Below are 14,772 nucleotides of genomic sequence, written 5' to 3' on the forward strand. Positions count from 1 at the left end.
GCCCATGCACACGCCCATCAATGTCTTCAAACAACGCCTGCAATCCGGTGAGCCACAGATCGGCCTGTGGCTTGGCCTGGCCGACCCCTATTGCGCGGAGCTGTCGGCCAACGCCGGCTTCGATTGGCTGTTGATCGACGGCGAACACGCCCCCAACGACCTGCGCAGTCTGCTCGGCCAACTGCAAGCGGTGGCGCCCTACCCGGTACAGCCGATCATTCGTCCGGTACTCGGTGATACGGCATTGATCAAGCAGTTGCTCGACATCGGAGCGCAAACCCTTCTGGTCCCCATGGTCGACTCCGCCGAGCAAGCGGGCGAACTGGTGCGCGCCATGCGTTATCCACCCTTTGGCGTACGGGGTGTTGGCAGCGCCCTGGCCCGCGCCTCGCGCTGGAACAATATCCCTGCCTATCTGGACGAAGCCGACGCGCAGATGTGCCTGCTGGTACAGGTGGAAAACCTCGAGGGTCTGGCCAACCTCGACACCATCGCCGCCGTGGACGGTGTCGATGGTGTATTCATCGGCCCAGCGGACCTCAGCGCAGCCATGGGCCATCGCGGCAACCCCGGGCACCCGGAAGTCCAGGCCGCCATCGAGGATGCCATCACATGTATCCGGCGAGCCGGCAAGGCCGCCGGCATCCTCAGCGCCGATGAGCGGCTCGCCCGGCGCTACCTGGAGTTGGGCTGCAACTTCGTCGCCGTCGGCGTCGATACCAGCCTGCTGATGCGCTCGCTGCGTGAACTCGCCGGGCGCTTCAAGGGGCAACCGTTAGCGGCCCCAAGCACCTCTGCCGTGTATTGAGAATGGCAAGCGGCGCCTCACGAGACTGCTGCACTTCACTGTTGCAGCACTTCACCCTCACTCGTCGCGGCGCAGATCCGGCGGAATCGGCAGGTCCGGCATCGGCCCCGGGCGTTTGCCCTTGCCGGCGCGGTACTGCTTGAGCTGGTAGACATAGGCCAGCACCTGGGCGACCGCCAGGTAGAGGCCGGCGGGAATCTCGTGATCGAGTTCGGTGGAGTAGTACACCGCCCGCGCCAGCGCCGGGGATTCGAGCACGGTGACCTTGTGCTCCTGGGCGATCTCGCGAATCTTCAGGGCCATGAAGTCGTTGCCCTTGGCCAGCAGGCGCGGTGCGCCGCCCTTCTCGGCGTCGTACTGCAGGGCCACGGCGAAGTGGGTCGGGTTGGTGATCACCACGTCGGCCTGGGGCACCGCCTGCATCATGCGTCGGTTGGCCATCTCGCGCTGCATCTGGCGGACCTTGGCCTTGACCTCCGGCTTGCCCTCGGAGTCCTTGTACTCGTCCTTGACCTCCTGCTTGGTCATCATCAGCTTCTTGCGGTTGTCCCAGAGCTGGAACGGAACGTCCGCGGCGGCGATGAAGATGATGCTGCAGGCCAGCCAGAAGGCGCTCCAGCCCACGACCTTGGCGCTGTGCACCATGGCCTGCTCCAGCGGCTCGTGGGACATCGCCAGCAGGTCGTCCTGGTCGGACTTGAGCACCAGTATCGCCACGATCAGCACCAGCACGAACTTGGCCAGCGCCTTGAGCAACTCGGTCAGCGAGCGCAAGGAGAACATGCGCTTGAGTCCCGCCAGCGGGTTCATCCGGCTGAACTTGGGCGCCAGCGCCTCGGCGGAAAACAGCCAGCCGCCCAGGGCCACCGGCCCGATCAGCGCAGCCACCAGCAACACGGCGAGGATCGGCCAGACGCCGTCGGCGCCGATCTTCGCACCCGCGATCAGCAGGTTGAGCATGCTCTCGCTGTTCATCGCCGTGGCGCGGTCGAACTCGAAGCTGCCGCGCATCAGGCGCAGCAGCGCATCGGCGAGGCTGGCGCCGAACATCAGCAGACCACCGGCGCCGGCGAGCAGCACGGCCAGGGTGTTCAGCTCCTTGGACCTGGGTAGCTGCCCTTTCTCGCGCGCGTCGCGGCGCCGCTTCTCTGTAGGTTCCTCTGTCTTGTCTTCGCTACTGTCGTTCTCGGCCATCAGCGGGCCCCCACGAGTTCGCGAAGCAGGCGCAGGCCTTCACTGGCCAGTGCCTGGTACTGAGTCAGAATGTCGGCACTGCCAATCCAGACAATGACGAACCCCATGACCAGGGTCAGGGGGAAACCGATGGAGAAGATATTCAGCTGCGGCGCGGCGCGCGTCATGGCGCCGAACGCGAGGTTGACCACCAGCAGCGCGGTGATCGCCGGCAAGGCGATCATCAGCCCGGCCCCCAGGACCCAGCCGAGCTTCCCGGCCACGGTGATGAAATGGTTGCTCGACAGCCCCTCGCCCACCGGCAGCGTGTTGAAGCTTTCCGCCAGCACCTCGAACACCACCAGGTGGCCGTTCATGGAGAGGAACAGCAGCGTCACCAGCATGGTGAAGAACTGCCCCAGCACCGGCACGGAAATGCCGTTGGTGGGGTCGACCATGGAGGCGAAACCCAGGCCCATCTGCATGGAGATGATCTGCCCGGAGATGACGAAGGCATGGAACATCAACTGCAGGACGAAGCCGAGCATGGCGCCGACGAGGATTTCCTGGGCGATGTAGACCATCGCCTTGAGGCTCAGCGCGTCCACCTGCGGCATCGGCGGCAGGTTCGGCACCAGGGCCACGGCGATCGCCACGGACAGGTAGAGGCGCACACGGGTGGGCACCAGCTGGGTGCCGATGATCGGCATCACCATCAACATCGCTGCGATGCGGAACAGCGGGAACAGGAAGGCCCCGATCCAGCCGCCGATCTGCGCGTTGCTGAGCTCGAGCATCAGCCGATCAGCGTCGGGATGCTGGTGATCAGCGACTGGGTGTACTCCATCAGCTGCCGCAGCAGCCAGGGCCCCAGCACGATCAGGGTCATCAATACCACCAGCAGGCGCGGCAGGAAGCTCAGGGTCTGCTCGTTGATCTGAGTGGCGGCCTGGAACATCGCCACGATCAGGCCCACCAGCAGACTGGGCAACACCAGAACGCCGACGATCACGGCGGTCAGCCAGAGCGCTTCACGGAACAGGTCGACGGCGACTTCGGGGGTCATGGCTGCTCCTGTCGTTCAGCAGAGAGGTTCATCGCTAGACCGTCCCGAAACTGCCGGCGAGCGTACCGATGATCAGTGCCCAGCCGTCCACCAGGACGAACAGCATGATCTTGAACGGCAACGAGATGATCAGCGGCGAGAGCATCATCATGCCCATCGCCATCAGTACGCTGGACACCACTAGGTCGATGATCAGGAACGGAATGAAGATCATGAAACCGATCTGGAAGGCCGTCTTCAACTCCGAAGTGACGAACGCCGGCACCAGGATGGTCAGGGGCGTGGCGTCGGCGCTGGCGATGTCGGTGCGCTTGGACAGCCGCACGAACAGCTCCAGATCCGATTGCCGGGTCTGCGCCAGCATGAAGGCCTTGAGCGGCACCTCGGCGCGGGTGATCGCTTCCTGTGCCGGGATCTGCTCGTTCAGATAGGGCTGCAGCGCGGTGCTGTTGATCTTGTCGAACACCGGCGCCATCACGAACAGCGTCAGGAACATGGCCAGGCCGATCAGCACCTGGTTCGACGGCGTGCTCTGCAGGCCCAGCGCCTGGCGCAGGATGGAGAAGACGATGATGATCCGCGTAAAGCTGGTCATCAGCATGACGAACGCCGGGATGAAGCTCAGCGCCGTCATGATCAGCAGGATCTGCAGGCTGACCGAATACTCCTGCTGCCCCTGCGGGTTGGTGGTCACGGTGATCGCCGTCAGTTGCGTCGGATCAGCGGCGAAGGCTTGGGGCGCGGCCAGCGCCAGCAGGGCCAGGAGCAGCGGCACGAAACGCTTGAGCGCGCCGATCAGCACGGAAGAAGTCGGCGAACGGGTCACTGCGGGCGGCCCTTGTCCTTGTTCAGCAATTCCAGCAGGCGCTGGGCGAATTCCGGCTGCGCGGGCTCCGTCTCGGCGGCATGCACCGGCTGGCGCATGACGTGCAGCGCAGTAATGCGGCCCGGCGTCAGGCCCAGCAGCACCTGCTCCTCGCCCACCTGCACCAGCACCAGGCGATCGCGCGGGCCGAGCGCCTGGCTGGAAATCAGGCGGATCGACTGATTGCCGCGCGGCACCACCTGCTGCACGCGGCGCACCAGCCAGGCGAGCAGGAAGATCAGGCCGACCACCAGCACCAGGCCCAGCAACAGCTGCATCAGCTGCGCGCCGGCGCTGCCGGTGATCAGGCTCGGCGTGGAGCTGGCGTGGACAATGGCCGGGTTGGATGCCGGAACCTTGGCGGCCTCGTCGGCCATCGCCAGGAGGGACAGCCCCGCCAGCGGCAGGACGGACAGTTTCGCGAGCAGGCGGGCCATGTCAGCGCAGCTTCTTGATGCGTTCGCTGGGGCTGATCACGTCGGTGAGGCGGATGCCGAACTTCTCGTTCACCACCACCACTTCGCCGTGGGCGATCAGCGTGCCGTTGACCAGCACGTCCAGCGGCTCGCCGGCCAGGCGATCGAGTTCGATCACCGAGCCCTGGTTGAGCTGCAGCAGGTTGCGGATGCTGATGTCGGTGTGGCCGACCTCCATGGAAATGGTCACCGGAATATCCAGGATCACATCCAGGTTGGGGCCTTCGAGGCCGGCAATGGTCGGCGCCTTGGGCGCCATGCCGAACTCTTCCATCGGCGCGCGCGGCGCGGCGGGCACGGCCGGAGCGGCGGCGCCGGCCATCATCGCATCGATGTCGTCCTGGTTGGCGTCACCCGATTCGGAGAGCGCCGCAGCCCATTCGTCGGCCAGTGCCTGTTCTTCGGGAGTCACGTTTTCTTCGTCTGACATGGTGGGTCCTCTTGGGATTCACTCAGCGCGGGCGCACGAGCGGATCGAGAATCTGCAAGGCCAGGTTGCCCTTGTGCGAACCCAGCTTGACCTTGAAGGAAGGCACGCCGTTGGCGCGCATGATCATGTGCTCGGGCAGTTCCACCGGGATCACATCACCCGGCTGCATGTGCAGGATGTCCCGCAGCTTGAGCTGGCGGCGCACGACGGTGGCGCCCAGCGGCACGTTGACGTCGAGGATGTCCTCGCGCAGGGCGTTGATCCAGCGCTCGTCCTGGTCGTCCACGTCGGACTGGAAGCCGGCGTCGAGCATCTCGCGGATCGGCTCGATCATTGCGTACGGCAAAGTGATGTGCAGGTCGCCGCCGCCGCCGTCCAGTTCGATGTGGAAGGTGGAGACCACCACCACTTCGCTGGGGCTGACGATGTTGGCCATCGCCGGGTTCACCTCGGAGTTCACGTACTCGAAGGTGATCGGCATCACCGCTTGCCAGGCTTCGGCGAGATCGACGAAGGCCTGCTCGATGACCATCCGCACCACGCGCAGCTCGGTGGGGGTGAACTCGCGGCCCTCGATCTTGGCGTGGCGCCCGTCGCCGCCGAAGAAGTTGTCCACCAGCTTGAACACCAGCTTGGCGTCGAGGATGAACAGCGCGGTGCCGCGCAGGGGTTTCATCTTCACCAGGTTGAGGCTGGTGGGCACGTACAGCGAATGCACGTACTCGCCGAATTTCATCACCTGCACGCCGCCCACGGCGACGTCCGCCGAGCGGCGCAGCAGGTTGAACATGCTGATGCGGGTGTAGCGGGCGAACCGCTCGTTGATCATCTCCAGGGTCGGCATGCGGCCCCGGACGATGCGGTCCTGACTAGTCAGGTCGTAGGACTTGATCGCCCCCGGCTCGACGTCGGACTCGGTTTCCACCAGGCCATCGTCCACGCCGTGCAACAGCGCGTCGATCTCGTCCTGGGAAAGTAGATCCTGCATGGCCATGGCGGGTACCTACTGCAATACGAAGTTGGTGAAAAGCACTTGCTCCACGGTCAACTGACCGGTCGCCTTCTTCGCCAGTTCCTGAAGACTGGAAGTCGCCTGCTGACGCAGCATTTCCTTGCCCACCGGCGTCACCAGCGTGTCGAAATTCTGACTGGAGAACAGCATCACCAACTGGTTGCGCACCAGCGGCATCTGCTCGCGCAGCGCGTCCATCTGCGCCTGATCGCGGCCCATCAGGGCGACGGCCACCTGCAGATAGCGCTGGCGACCGTTCTGATTGAAGTTGACCACGAAGGCCGGCGCGAGAATCTCGTAGACCGCCTGCTTCTTGGTCGGCTCCGCGTGCTCGGCGCTCTTGGCTTCGGCTTCCTCGGGCTTGGCGCTCTTGTGCAGGAAGAACCAGGTGCCGCCCACCGAAGCACCGACCGCCAACAGAAAGGCCAGTACGATAATGATGATGAGTTTCAGCTTGCCCTTGGCGGGAGCTTGTCCATCGGGAAGCGGAGGCTGTTCTTTCTTGGCCATGCCAAATATCCGTCACTATTCCGGCGCAATGCGCTGATACAGGGGGTATCAGCAAGGGCTGTGCCAGTTCGACTGGCGCCGCCGCGGATATTACAGGCTAGACGGAGGATGTCACGGGGAGCGTAAGAATTTTCCTGTGCACCATGACGATCAGGCGTTGGGGCGACTAACAGGGAAACTCACTGCTCGGGCAATTCCCTCACCCCAGCCCTCTCCCAGAGGGAGAGGGGGCCTCCCGTACCTTTAACAGCGAAGGTGCTTGCCGGATGGCTGCGGACTGCCCAACCCTCAGGACAGTCCCCTCTCCCCTTGGGAGAGGGTGAGGGCGCTCTCAGGCGCGCCGCGCTGCCCCGCAAGCCGCACAGGAATCACGCGTAGTAATCCACCAATCCCCTGCCCTGCGCCGTCGATGCCGGGCGAATCTCCGATACGCCACTGATCATCGGCTCGTCGTCGCCACTGTCGGAACCGGCCACGCGCCGCGAACCGCCGCGCTCATCACCCTGCTGTTGCTGCTGCCAGCCACGGGCGGACTGGTCCGAGACGTTGACGTCCAGCTGGCCCATGCCCTGCTGGCTGAACATTTCGCGCAAGCGGTGCTGCTGGCTGTCCAGCGCTTCACGCACGCCGGCGTTGGCGCTGACGAAGTTCACCTGGGTCTGGTCGGCGGTCATGTGGATGCGCACCTCCAGGCGACCGAGGTCGGCCGGGTCCATCTGAATCTCGGCGGACTTGAGGTTCTGCGAGGACATCCACATCACCCGGTCCACCACCTGGTCGGTCCAGCCATTCTGCTGCATCGACACCGCCTGGCCGGGCACCAGCGGGTTCACCGGGCGAGTGGTCATGGCCTGTGGCGTGTTCAGCGCCTGGGTCAGGGACTCCAGACGCGCAGCGAAGGTCTCGTTGCGCGGCATCTCCGGCTTGGCGTCGGTCTGCACATCCGCCAATTGCTGGGTCAGGTCGGGAGCATCCTTCAGCGCGCCTTCGGCGAGCTTCGCTTCACCGCCCTTGGCGGCCGAATCAGGGTTCAGCGCGGCCAGGGCAGCGGACAAGTCGTTCTTCGCGTCGACGTTCGCCTTGCCGTCGGCCTTGGCTACCAGGTGGCCGGCCAGCTGCGTCTGCTGAACCTGTGGTGCCTGATCCTCGCCACCCAACCCCAGGGCCAGGCTCACGCCAGGGATCTCGTTGAGCTTCTGCAAGTCGCCATCGCTGCTGGCATCCGTCAGCTGGCTGGCCCCGCTGCTGACCACCAACGGTGGCGCCTCGGGCTCCGGCAGTTGCCCGGTCATGCCCAGCATCAGCAGCGGGTCGAGGGTCGCATCGGTCTTGGCTTCGGTATCGGCTGCCGTGCTGTCCTGCGCCTTGCTGGCGCCATCGGCCGGCAAGGCCTTGCCGTCCTCGGCAACCTTTGGCTGGTCGGCGGCAGCCGGCGCTGCAGAATCCTTGCTCGCGGTGCCCTTGTCGGCAGTGTCCCGAGGCTTGTCGGTCTTCGCCTTGACGGGCTTGTCCGGGCGCTCGCTGGCCGCCGGACGCTGCTCCTTGGCATAGACGTCGGCGAAGCTGGAACCCTTGTCGTTGCTGCTGTTCGACGAATTCTGGGCAGACTTGGAGAGCGCCGCCTTGGGCCTGGTGTCAGGCGTCGACGTCAATAACATATCCGGGGCGACAGCCATCGGAGTTCTCCGTTGATGTGAATATCCAACACGGAGATAGCAAGGCGCGGGCCAACTCGGAAAACTCAGGGGCGACCGGGCACCAGCAGGGTACGGACGATGGAGAATTCGTGCTCGACCTTGCCGATCAGGCTCTGGGCGCTGGCCAGGTCATTCTGCCGTGCGGCCTCTTCCAGGCGCTTGCACAGGCTGCTCAGTACGGAAGCGCCCATGTTGCCGCAGCTGCCCTTGAAGCTGTGCGCAGCGTGGCGCAGGGCTGGCGCATCGCTGACGGCGGATGCCTCGCGGATGCTGCGCAGGCGCTCTTCGGAGTCGCTGAGGAAGGTCTCCACCAGGAGCGGGTACTCGTCTTCCATGATCGACAGCAAATTGCTCAGCACGGCGCCATCGAGATGCGGCTCGGACATGGGGCACTCCCTGGAGGACGGCTCGCCACCCTGCGGGGGGGACAAGAAGGCCCCGATTATGCCTGAGCCGACCAGAAGAACTCCACGGCCACGGTCTTGCCATCACTCGACCACTGGCAGCGGTCGGCCAGTTGCCGGACCAGCGTGAGGCCGCGCCCGCAGAGACTGCCGGCAGCCTGCTGCGAAGCGAGCACCGCGCCGACGTCGAAACCCTCGCCGCTGTCCTCCACCCGCATCAGCAACCGCCCGCCATCGCCGTGGGGCGCGAGGTCGAGGTGGAAACGCACGAAGCCGTCGTGCAGCTCGTGGAGACGCTGGCTGCGCTCCTGGTAATAGCGGGCGAAGCCGGCGGCATCGCACTTGAGCGTTGAGTCCAGGCCCATGACGCCGTGCTCCAGGGCGTTGGAGTACAGCTCGGCGAGTACGGTGTAGAGCGCGCCGCCGCGCGGGCGCAGGTCGTGCACTTCCATCAGCAACTGCAGCAGGAAAGGCAGGGGATTGAAATTGCGCAGGGTCGGCGCGCGGAACTCGAAACTGGCGGACCAGTCCAGCGGGCTGCTCAGGCCATTGTCGGAGAACGCCAGCGGCGGGCGCTGCAGCGAGTCCTCGGGGACCAGCGCGACCTCCAGCATGCTGACGTCATCCTGGGCCTCGCCGCGGAAGCGCGCCAGGGCGGCCTGGATACCATCGAACAGGCGCGCGGAGCTTGGCTCGCTGTCGTAGACCTCGCGCAGGCGCTGCTCCCCGAACACTTCGCCGGCGGCATTGCGCGCTTCCAGCACCCCGTCGGAGAAGAGAAACACTCGGTCGCCCTCCTCCATGGCGTAGACCTCGCAGTGGTCGCTGAAGGCAGACGCCTCGAGTATCCCCAACGGCAAGTGCCGCGAAACCAGCGGAACGATCTCGCGCGGCTGCTGGCGCAGCAGGTAGCCATTGGGCAGGCCGCCGTTCCACACCTCCACCAGGCCGCGCTGGAAACTCAGGTTGAGCACCGCGGCGCAGCAGAACACCCCTACCGGGAGGATGCGCTTGAGCTTGGCATTCATCTCCCGAAGGATGTCCGCCATCGGGTAGCCCTTGGCGGTCATGCCGTAGAACACCTCGGCCAGCGGCATGGCACCGATGGCCGCGGGCAAGCCATGGCCGGTGAAGTCACCGAGCAGCACGTGCATGCCGCCGGAAGGCTTGAAGGCCGCCAGCAGCAGGTCGCCGTTGAACAAGGCAAAGGGTGATTGCAGATAGCGGATATTCGCCGCATTCAGGCACCCCGAATGCGCCACCTTGTCGAACACCGCCTTGGCCACCCGCTGCTCGTTGAGCAGGTGTTCGTTGTGCCGGGCGATCAGGTCGCGCTGCTCCAGCACCATCCGCTGCAGGTGATGCAGGCGCCCCATGGCGCGGATCTTGGCTTCGAGGATGATGCGGTTGTAGGGCTTGGAGAGGAAGTCGTCGCCGCCCGCCTCCAGGCTCTGCACCAGCGCCTCGGGCTCGCTCAGCGAGGTGAGGAAGATGATCGGCACCAGCTCTTCGCCGGCCTGCCGGCGAATCCGCCGCGCCGCCTCGAAGCCGTCCATCACCGGCATCAGTGCATCCATCAGCACCAGCTGCGGGCGCTCCTGGGCGAACAGCGCCAGGGCTTCCAGCCCGTTGGCGGCGGTGAGCACGCGATGACCCTGGCGGCTGACGATGGTCGACAGCAGCAGGCGGTCGGCGGCGTTGTCGTCGGCGATCAGTACCGTGAGGAGTTCGGACATGGCCGTTGCCACTGCGGACCGGGCCGCGTCAGCTGATCTTGAACAGCTGCTCGAAGTTGGAAATGGCCAGCACCTTGCGCACATCGGGGTTGCAGTGTACCAGGCTGACCTGCGCGCTCTCGCCACCGGCATGGTCGCGCAGCAGCAGGAGCATCCCCAGCGCCGAGCTGTCCAGATAGGTGGCGCCCTTCAGGTCCACCACGTAGCGCTTGGGAGTGGTCTCGACGCGCTCGTAGGCGTTGCGGAACTCCTGGTGTGCGCCGAAATCGAAACGCCCCTGGACCACGATGGTGAGCTCCTGCCCGTCAGCGGAGGGAACGGAAGTGATGGCCATGGGATTCTCCTTATCGATCGATGGTCGCGCACGAGCTTGAAGATGTAGCAGTTAGCGATGACAGCGGCAACCTCGGCGAGCGATGGGAAACCGCCGGGCCAGGCCCGTCTGGCCCTCGCCGCGCCAGTCGATTAATGGACCACCGGTCGACACAGGCATGGCGAATGCCTTTACCCTTTTACGCGTGCGACGCGGGGTGAAGGCTCGCAAGAAGCCATGTAAGGCTCGCAGCCGCAAGAAGGGGGGAGTATGACCAAGTCCATTCTCATCGCGGCCTGCATGTTGTGTGCAGCGCCGTATGCAGCCGCCCAGGTGATGCAGCGCGAGCTGGGTGACTTCGAACTCAAGTTCGCCAACTCGCCGACGCGCAGCATGGCCCAGGGGCTGGTCCAGCCGGGCCAGGCCAGCAGCGCCCAGGGTGGCCTCGACATCACCCACGACAGTGGGTGGTATGTGGGCAGCTGGACATCGAACCTGGAGCAGGAGAAGCCCCTGGAGATCGACAGCTACGCCGGCTTCAAGCATCCGCTGGGTGATGGCAAGCTGGGCTACGAAGTAGGCACCCTGCGCTACAGCCGCCCGGAGCAACCCGACTACGACAGCCAGGCGCTCTACGGTGGCCTCTCGGTGTTCGGCAGCCGCCTCGGCGCGGCCTACAGTGCCCAGGCCGGGCGCAGCACCGCGACGCTGTTCACCGACCTGGGCGTACAGTCCGACCTCGGCTTCGACGTGACCTTCAAGTACTCCGCCTACAGCCTCGCCTCCCCCGTGAGCCTGAGCAGCGGCGGCAGCGTCAGCGAGTACGGCGACTGGTCGTTGAACTTCAGCCGACCGTGGAAAGGCATCGACCTGAACTTCTCCTACAGCGGCAGCAGCCTCACCGGCGGCGACTGCAGTGCCTACTCCGGGCACAACGCCTATTGCGACTCGGCATTCATGTTCAAGGCGTCGCGGCCGTTCTTCTGAGCCTGGACATTCTCAGTCCCCGGAGCCCCCTCACCCCAGCCCTGGCTGCGCGCCCCGCTCCTGAGGCAGAGGGGGTAGTCCGTGGCAGGGCTGAATCCACCGTTTTTCCTGCGCCATCGCTTCCCGCTGAGACCGGCCCACCCGCCTACACCGAACGGCCCTCTCTCCCTCGGGAGAGGGTGGGGGTGAGGGGCAAACCGAGTACCGATGGTCGGCAGCGGCGAAAGAGTCAATTTCATTCAAGAGCACCGCTGCACAAGGGGCTACTCTGCCAGTCACCACCCCACGCCCGCAGGCTCTGACCCATGCTGCACCGAGTGAACTGCACCTCCACTGCCCTGCCCGGCCTGCGCACCGTCGAGATCCTCACCCAGCGCAGCTTCCCGCATCATGCCCACGACGAGTACGGCATCGGCGTGATGCTGGAGGGCGGCCATCGTTCGTGGAGCGGCCGCGGCCAGGTCGAGGCCGGGCCGAGCGACATCATCACCGTGAGCCCCAATGAACTGCACGACGGCATTCCCCTGCGCAGTGCGCCCCGCCGCTGGTGGATGCTGTACGTCGAGCCGACGCTGATTGCACGACTGGCCGGCCGAGAGATGGCAGGCCGGGAGTTTCCCCTGCCGACGCTGGCCGACCCGCGACTCGCCCGACGCATCGCCAGCCTGTTGCAGCGCCTGCCGGACGCTTGCGCTGATGAAGCCAGCGAAGGCCTGCTCGACCTGTTCGGCGATCTGCTCGACCGGCGTATCGCCGCGACAGCGGCCGCCCTGCCCTCCCGGAGCGTGGCGCGCATGCTCGAACGGATTCATGATGACCCACGCCACGCTCCCACACTGGCCGAGCTCGCCGGCCTGGCCGGGCTGACACCCTTTGCGGCCCTGCGCCGCTTCCGCCGCGAACTGGGCACCACGCCCCACGCGTACCTGCTGCAGTACCGCGTGCGAGTGGCCCACAAGGCCATCGGCGAGGGCAGCTCGCTGGCCGAAGCGAGCCTGCTCGCCGGGTTCGCCGACCAGTCCCACATGACCCGCGCCTTCGCCCGCCAGCTCGGGCCGACGCCAGGACAATGGCGCTCCTCGCTCAGGGCACCACTACCAGCACCCTGAGTTCGCCGGCCTCACGGCCTCACTTCTTGCAGACAGGAAACCCACGGGAATGAACGCAGAATTCCTGCTGACGGCGTTCGTCGTCGTTTTGCTGCCCGGCACCGGTGTGCTCTACACGCTGGCCGTCGGCCTCGGACTCGGTGCCCGCGCGGCCACCCTTGCGGCACTGGGCTGCACACTGGGCATGGTCCCGCAATTGCTGCTCGCGACCTTCGGCCTGTCGCTGATCCTGCAGGCCAGCGCGACCAGCTTCCAGATCCTCAGATGGCTGGGCACCGCCTACCTGCTGTTCATCGCCTGGCAGGTATTGCGCGGCAACGGCGCCCTGGCGCTGGACTCGGCCGGCAGCCCGCGCAGCACCACCCAACTGGTGGGCACCGGGCTCTGGCTCAACCTGCTCAACCCCAAGCTCGGGCTGTTCTTCCTGGCCTTCCTGCCGCAGTTCGTGCCGGCCGGCAGCGCGGACGCCAAGGCCCTGTTCCTGGTGCTCGGCCTGGCATTCGCACTGATGACCTTCCTCGTCTTCATCGGCTATGGGCTGCTGGCTGCCCGGGTGCGCGACCACGTGATCGGCCGACCCGCCGTGATGCAAGGGATTCGCTGGGGCTTCTCGCTGGCCTTCGTCGTGCTTGCGCTGCGCCTGGCCGCCGAGACGCTGCCGCCTGCCTAGCCGACCAAGCCGGCGCCCATGTTGATCGCCAGCCCCAGGATCGCGGTATTGAACAGGAAGCCGATCACCGAGTGCGCCAGCACCACCTTGCGCATCGAACGCGAGGCGACTTCCACATCGGAGGTCTGCACCGCCACGCTGAGGGTGAAGGAGAAGTAGAGGAAGTCCCACAGGTCCGGATGCTGTTCGCCTTCGGGAAAGCGCAGCACCGGCTTGCTCTCGTGGGCGGCATAGAACATCCGCGCGTAATGCATGCTGAACATGGTGCCGATGAGGAACCAGGAACCGAGCACGGTGCTGGCCGTGAAGGCATAACGCACCAGCTTCTCGCGGTCACCGGCGTGGGATGCGGTGGCCAGTTCGACGATGATCGCCCCCAGGCTCGCCAGCGCCGCCACGATGATCAACACCAGCACTGCTTCGGCGTTCTCGTCCTCGATGCTCGCCACGCGCTTCACCTGCGCGGCATCGGCGCGCCAGGCCAGCCAGCCGATCAGCAGCACGTACAACCAGGCCATGCCGTTCCACCCCACCAGCACCCGCGTCATGGGTGACAGCCAGTAGCAGGCCAGCCCCGCCAGAACGCCGAACAACCCGGCCCCCAGCAGGCGTGGATGCGCTCGCAACAACGTGCGATTCACGCGCAGCATGCGCTGCGGTCCAGTTCGGCGGCCGCCAGTTGCGCGACGGTGAGATCGCTCTCTGCGGCCATGCCGTCGTCGAGGAACCAGGCGGCGGAAAGACCGGCGAAAGCCAGCACCCACTCCAGCAGGCGCCGCCGATCGACACGGGCGTGCTCGACGATCACATCCAGCTGGCGGAGAAAGCGCGCACGCTCGCGAGAGGTGGGCAGGTCCGGGTTGCACAGCAGGTTGGCGTAGTCGAACAGATGCTCGCCATACAGACGCTTGGGATCGATGGCGCGCCAGCCGCGCTCGCCGAAATCCAGGATGTTGTCGTGATGGACGTCGCCGTGCAGCACGCCCCGATCATGCTCGCTGGCGAGCAACGCTTCGGCGGTTTCCAGGCAGCGCGGGAACAGGCCGCCGTAACGCGCCGCCGCCGGCGCGAGGTCACGGAACCATTCGCGCAGCCCCAGCAGTGGCGGCAGCGGTTGTTCCTGCGGCCAGTGCAGGCGGCGCACGACATCACAAACGATGCGGCTGGCCTGGTCGTCCTCGCCGTTGAGCGCCATGTGCATCAGCGATCGAGTGCCCTCGGCTCGCTCCATCAGGAGGGTGTCACCGTCAAAGGCGTAGACCAGCGCGGCGCCCTCGCCATTCCACCAGTTCATCACCTGCGCGCCGACCTGCTCGTCGATGTCCAGCGCACGCTTGACCATCGCTGCCCGGCCGCGCCAGCGCACCGGCAACAGGTGGCTGCTGGGCGTGATAATGGGCTCACCTTCGGGAGTGAGCTGCCACAGGTCCAGGACACGGTCGAAATCCACAGGCACAGGCGCAGGCAACGGCATGGAGAGATTCCACTGGTGGGGGCTGCCTGGAGGCTAGCACGC

18 protein-coding genes are annotated in these 14,772 nt (G+C 65.8%); 4 read left to right on the forward strand and 14 right to left on the reverse strand.

Annotated elements, in window-relative coordinates; all coding sequences use genetic code 11:
• The first annotated feature begins 4 nt into the window (after positions 1-4).
• Positions 5-808 carry a 4-hydroxy-2-oxoheptanedioate aldolase gene (gene hpaI, locus LDJ84_RS21290; RefSeq protein ID WP_226045379.1) on the forward strand — a complete coding sequence of 268 codons (804 nt, stop codon included), beginning with the start codon at positions 5-7 and terminating at the stop codon, positions 806-808.
• Between the two features lie 57 nt (positions 809-865).
• Here hpaI and flhB read toward each other — a convergent pair whose 3' ends face one another.
• The 12 genes from flhB to LDJ84_RS21350 form a co-directional block, all read right to left on the reverse strand.
• The gene (gene flhB / locus LDJ84_RS21295) at positions 866-2,002 is read right to left on the reverse strand and encodes a flagellar biosynthesis protein FlhB (protein ID WP_024764965.1); all 1,137 of its coding nucleotides are present in this window, start codon (positions 2,000-2,002) and stop codon (positions 866-868) included.
• Positions 2,002-2,778 carry a flagellar biosynthetic protein FliR gene (gene fliR / locus LDJ84_RS21300; protein WP_024764964.1) on the reverse strand — a complete coding sequence of 259 codons (777 nt, stop codon included), beginning with the start codon at positions 2,776-2,778 and terminating at the stop codon, positions 2,002-2,004. The genes flhB and fliR overlap by 1 nt, the downstream gene beginning before the upstream one ends.
• A complete protein-coding gene (gene fliQ, locus LDJ84_RS21305; RefSeq protein WP_024764963.1) occupies positions 2,778-3,047 on the reverse strand; it encodes a flagellar biosynthesis protein FliQ in 270 nt (89 codons plus the stop codon). The genes fliR and fliQ overlap by 1 nt, the downstream gene beginning before the upstream one ends.
• 34 nt (positions 3,048-3,081) lie before the next feature.
• Positions 3,082-3,849 carry a flagellar type III secretion system pore protein FliP gene (fliP, locus tag LDJ84_RS21310; protein ID WP_413247467.1) on the reverse strand — a complete coding sequence of 256 codons (768 nt, stop codon included), beginning with the start codon at positions 3,847-3,849 and terminating at the stop codon, positions 3,082-3,084.
• Between the two features lie 20 nt (positions 3,850-3,869).
• Positions 3,870-4,349: a flagellar biosynthetic protein FliO gene (gene fliO, locus LDJ84_RS21315; RefSeq protein WP_226045380.1), complete on the reverse strand. Its 480-nt coding sequence runs from the start codon at positions 4,347-4,349 to the stop codon at positions 3,870-3,872.
• Between the two features lies 1 nt (position 4,350).
• Positions 4,351-4,818 (reverse strand): flagellar motor switch protein FliN, encoded by a 468-nt coding sequence (gene fliN, locus LDJ84_RS21320; protein WP_024764960.1) that lies wholly within the window; start codon positions 4,816-4,818, stop codon positions 4,351-4,353.
• Positions 4,819-4,840: 22 nt separating this feature from the next.
• Positions 4,841-5,812: a flagellar motor switch protein FliM gene (gene fliM / locus LDJ84_RS21325; protein ID WP_024764959.1), complete on the reverse strand. Its 972-nt coding sequence runs from the start codon at positions 5,810-5,812 to the stop codon at positions 4,841-4,843.
• Positions 5,813-5,821: 9 nt separating this feature from the next.
• Positions 5,822-6,340, reverse strand: a complete 519-nt coding sequence (gene fliL / locus LDJ84_RS21330) for a flagellar basal body-associated protein FliL (protein ID WP_024764958.1) — start codon at positions 6,338-6,340, stop codon at positions 5,822-5,824.
• Between the two features lie 368 nt (positions 6,341-6,708).
• Positions 6,709-8,016: a flagellar hook-length control protein FliK gene (locus LDJ84_RS21335; RefSeq protein ID WP_065086098.1), complete on the reverse strand. Its 1,308-nt coding sequence runs from the start codon at positions 8,014-8,016 to the stop codon at positions 6,709-6,711.
• 65 nt (positions 8,017-8,081) lie between these two features.
• Entirely contained in the window at positions 8,082-8,423 is a 342-nt protein-coding gene (locus LDJ84_RS21340; protein WP_065086099.1) for an Hpt domain-containing protein, read from the reverse strand.
• 56 nt (positions 8,424-8,479) lie between these two features.
• Positions 8,480-10,177, reverse strand: coding sequence for a SpoIIE family protein phosphatase (locus tag LDJ84_RS21345; protein ID WP_065086100.1), 1,698 nt, complete (start codon positions 10,175-10,177; stop codon positions 8,480-8,482).
• Positions 10,178-10,205: 28 nt separating this feature from the next.
• Positions 10,206-10,511, reverse strand: coding sequence for an STAS domain-containing protein (locus LDJ84_RS21350; protein ID WP_024764954.1), 306 nt, complete (start codon positions 10,509-10,511; stop codon positions 10,206-10,208).
• 249 nt (positions 10,512-10,760) lie between these two features.
• On the opposite strand from LDJ84_RS21350, the gene LDJ84_RS21355 reads away from it, so the two are divergent.
• From LDJ84_RS21355 to LDJ84_RS21365, 3 genes are all read left to right on the forward strand, one after another.
• Positions 10,761-11,477, forward strand: a complete 717-nt coding sequence (locus LDJ84_RS21355; protein ID WP_024764953.1) for a TorF family putative porin — start codon at positions 10,761-10,763, stop codon at positions 11,475-11,477.
• Positions 11,478-11,782: 305 nt separating this feature from the next.
• Positions 11,783-12,586, forward strand: a complete 804-nt coding sequence (locus LDJ84_RS21360; protein WP_226045381.1) for an AraC family transcriptional regulator — start codon at positions 11,783-11,785, stop codon at positions 12,584-12,586.
• 49 nt (positions 12,587-12,635) lie between these two features.
• A complete protein-coding gene (locus LDJ84_RS21365) occupies positions 12,636-13,256 on the forward strand; it encodes a LysE family translocator (RefSeq protein ID WP_226045382.1) in 621 nt (206 codons plus the stop codon).
• Here the strand turns inward: LDJ84_RS21365 and LDJ84_RS21370 are convergent.
• Together LDJ84_RS21370 and LDJ84_RS21375 are read right to left on the reverse strand one after the other, a co-directional pair.
• Positions 13,253-13,906: a DUF1345 domain-containing protein gene (locus LDJ84_RS21370; RefSeq protein ID WP_196912671.1), complete on the reverse strand. Its 654-nt coding sequence runs from the start codon at positions 13,904-13,906 to the stop codon at positions 13,253-13,255. The genes LDJ84_RS21365 and LDJ84_RS21370 overlap by 4 nt on opposite strands.
• On the reverse strand, positions 13,894-14,730 hold the full coding sequence (locus tag LDJ84_RS21375) for an aminoglycoside phosphotransferase family protein (protein WP_084357445.1): 837 nt from the start codon (positions 14,728-14,730) through the stop codon (positions 13,894-13,896). Before LDJ84_RS21375 ends, LDJ84_RS21370 begins: the two co-directional genes overlap by 13 nt.
• Positions 14,731-14,772 lie beyond the last annotated feature (42 nt).

This window comes from Pseudomonas sp. HS-18 (assembly GCF_020401845.1).
In the GTDB taxonomy this organism is placed as follows: domain Bacteria; phylum Pseudomonadota; class Gammaproteobacteria; order Pseudomonadales; family Pseudomonadaceae; genus Pseudomonas; species Pseudomonas nitroreducens.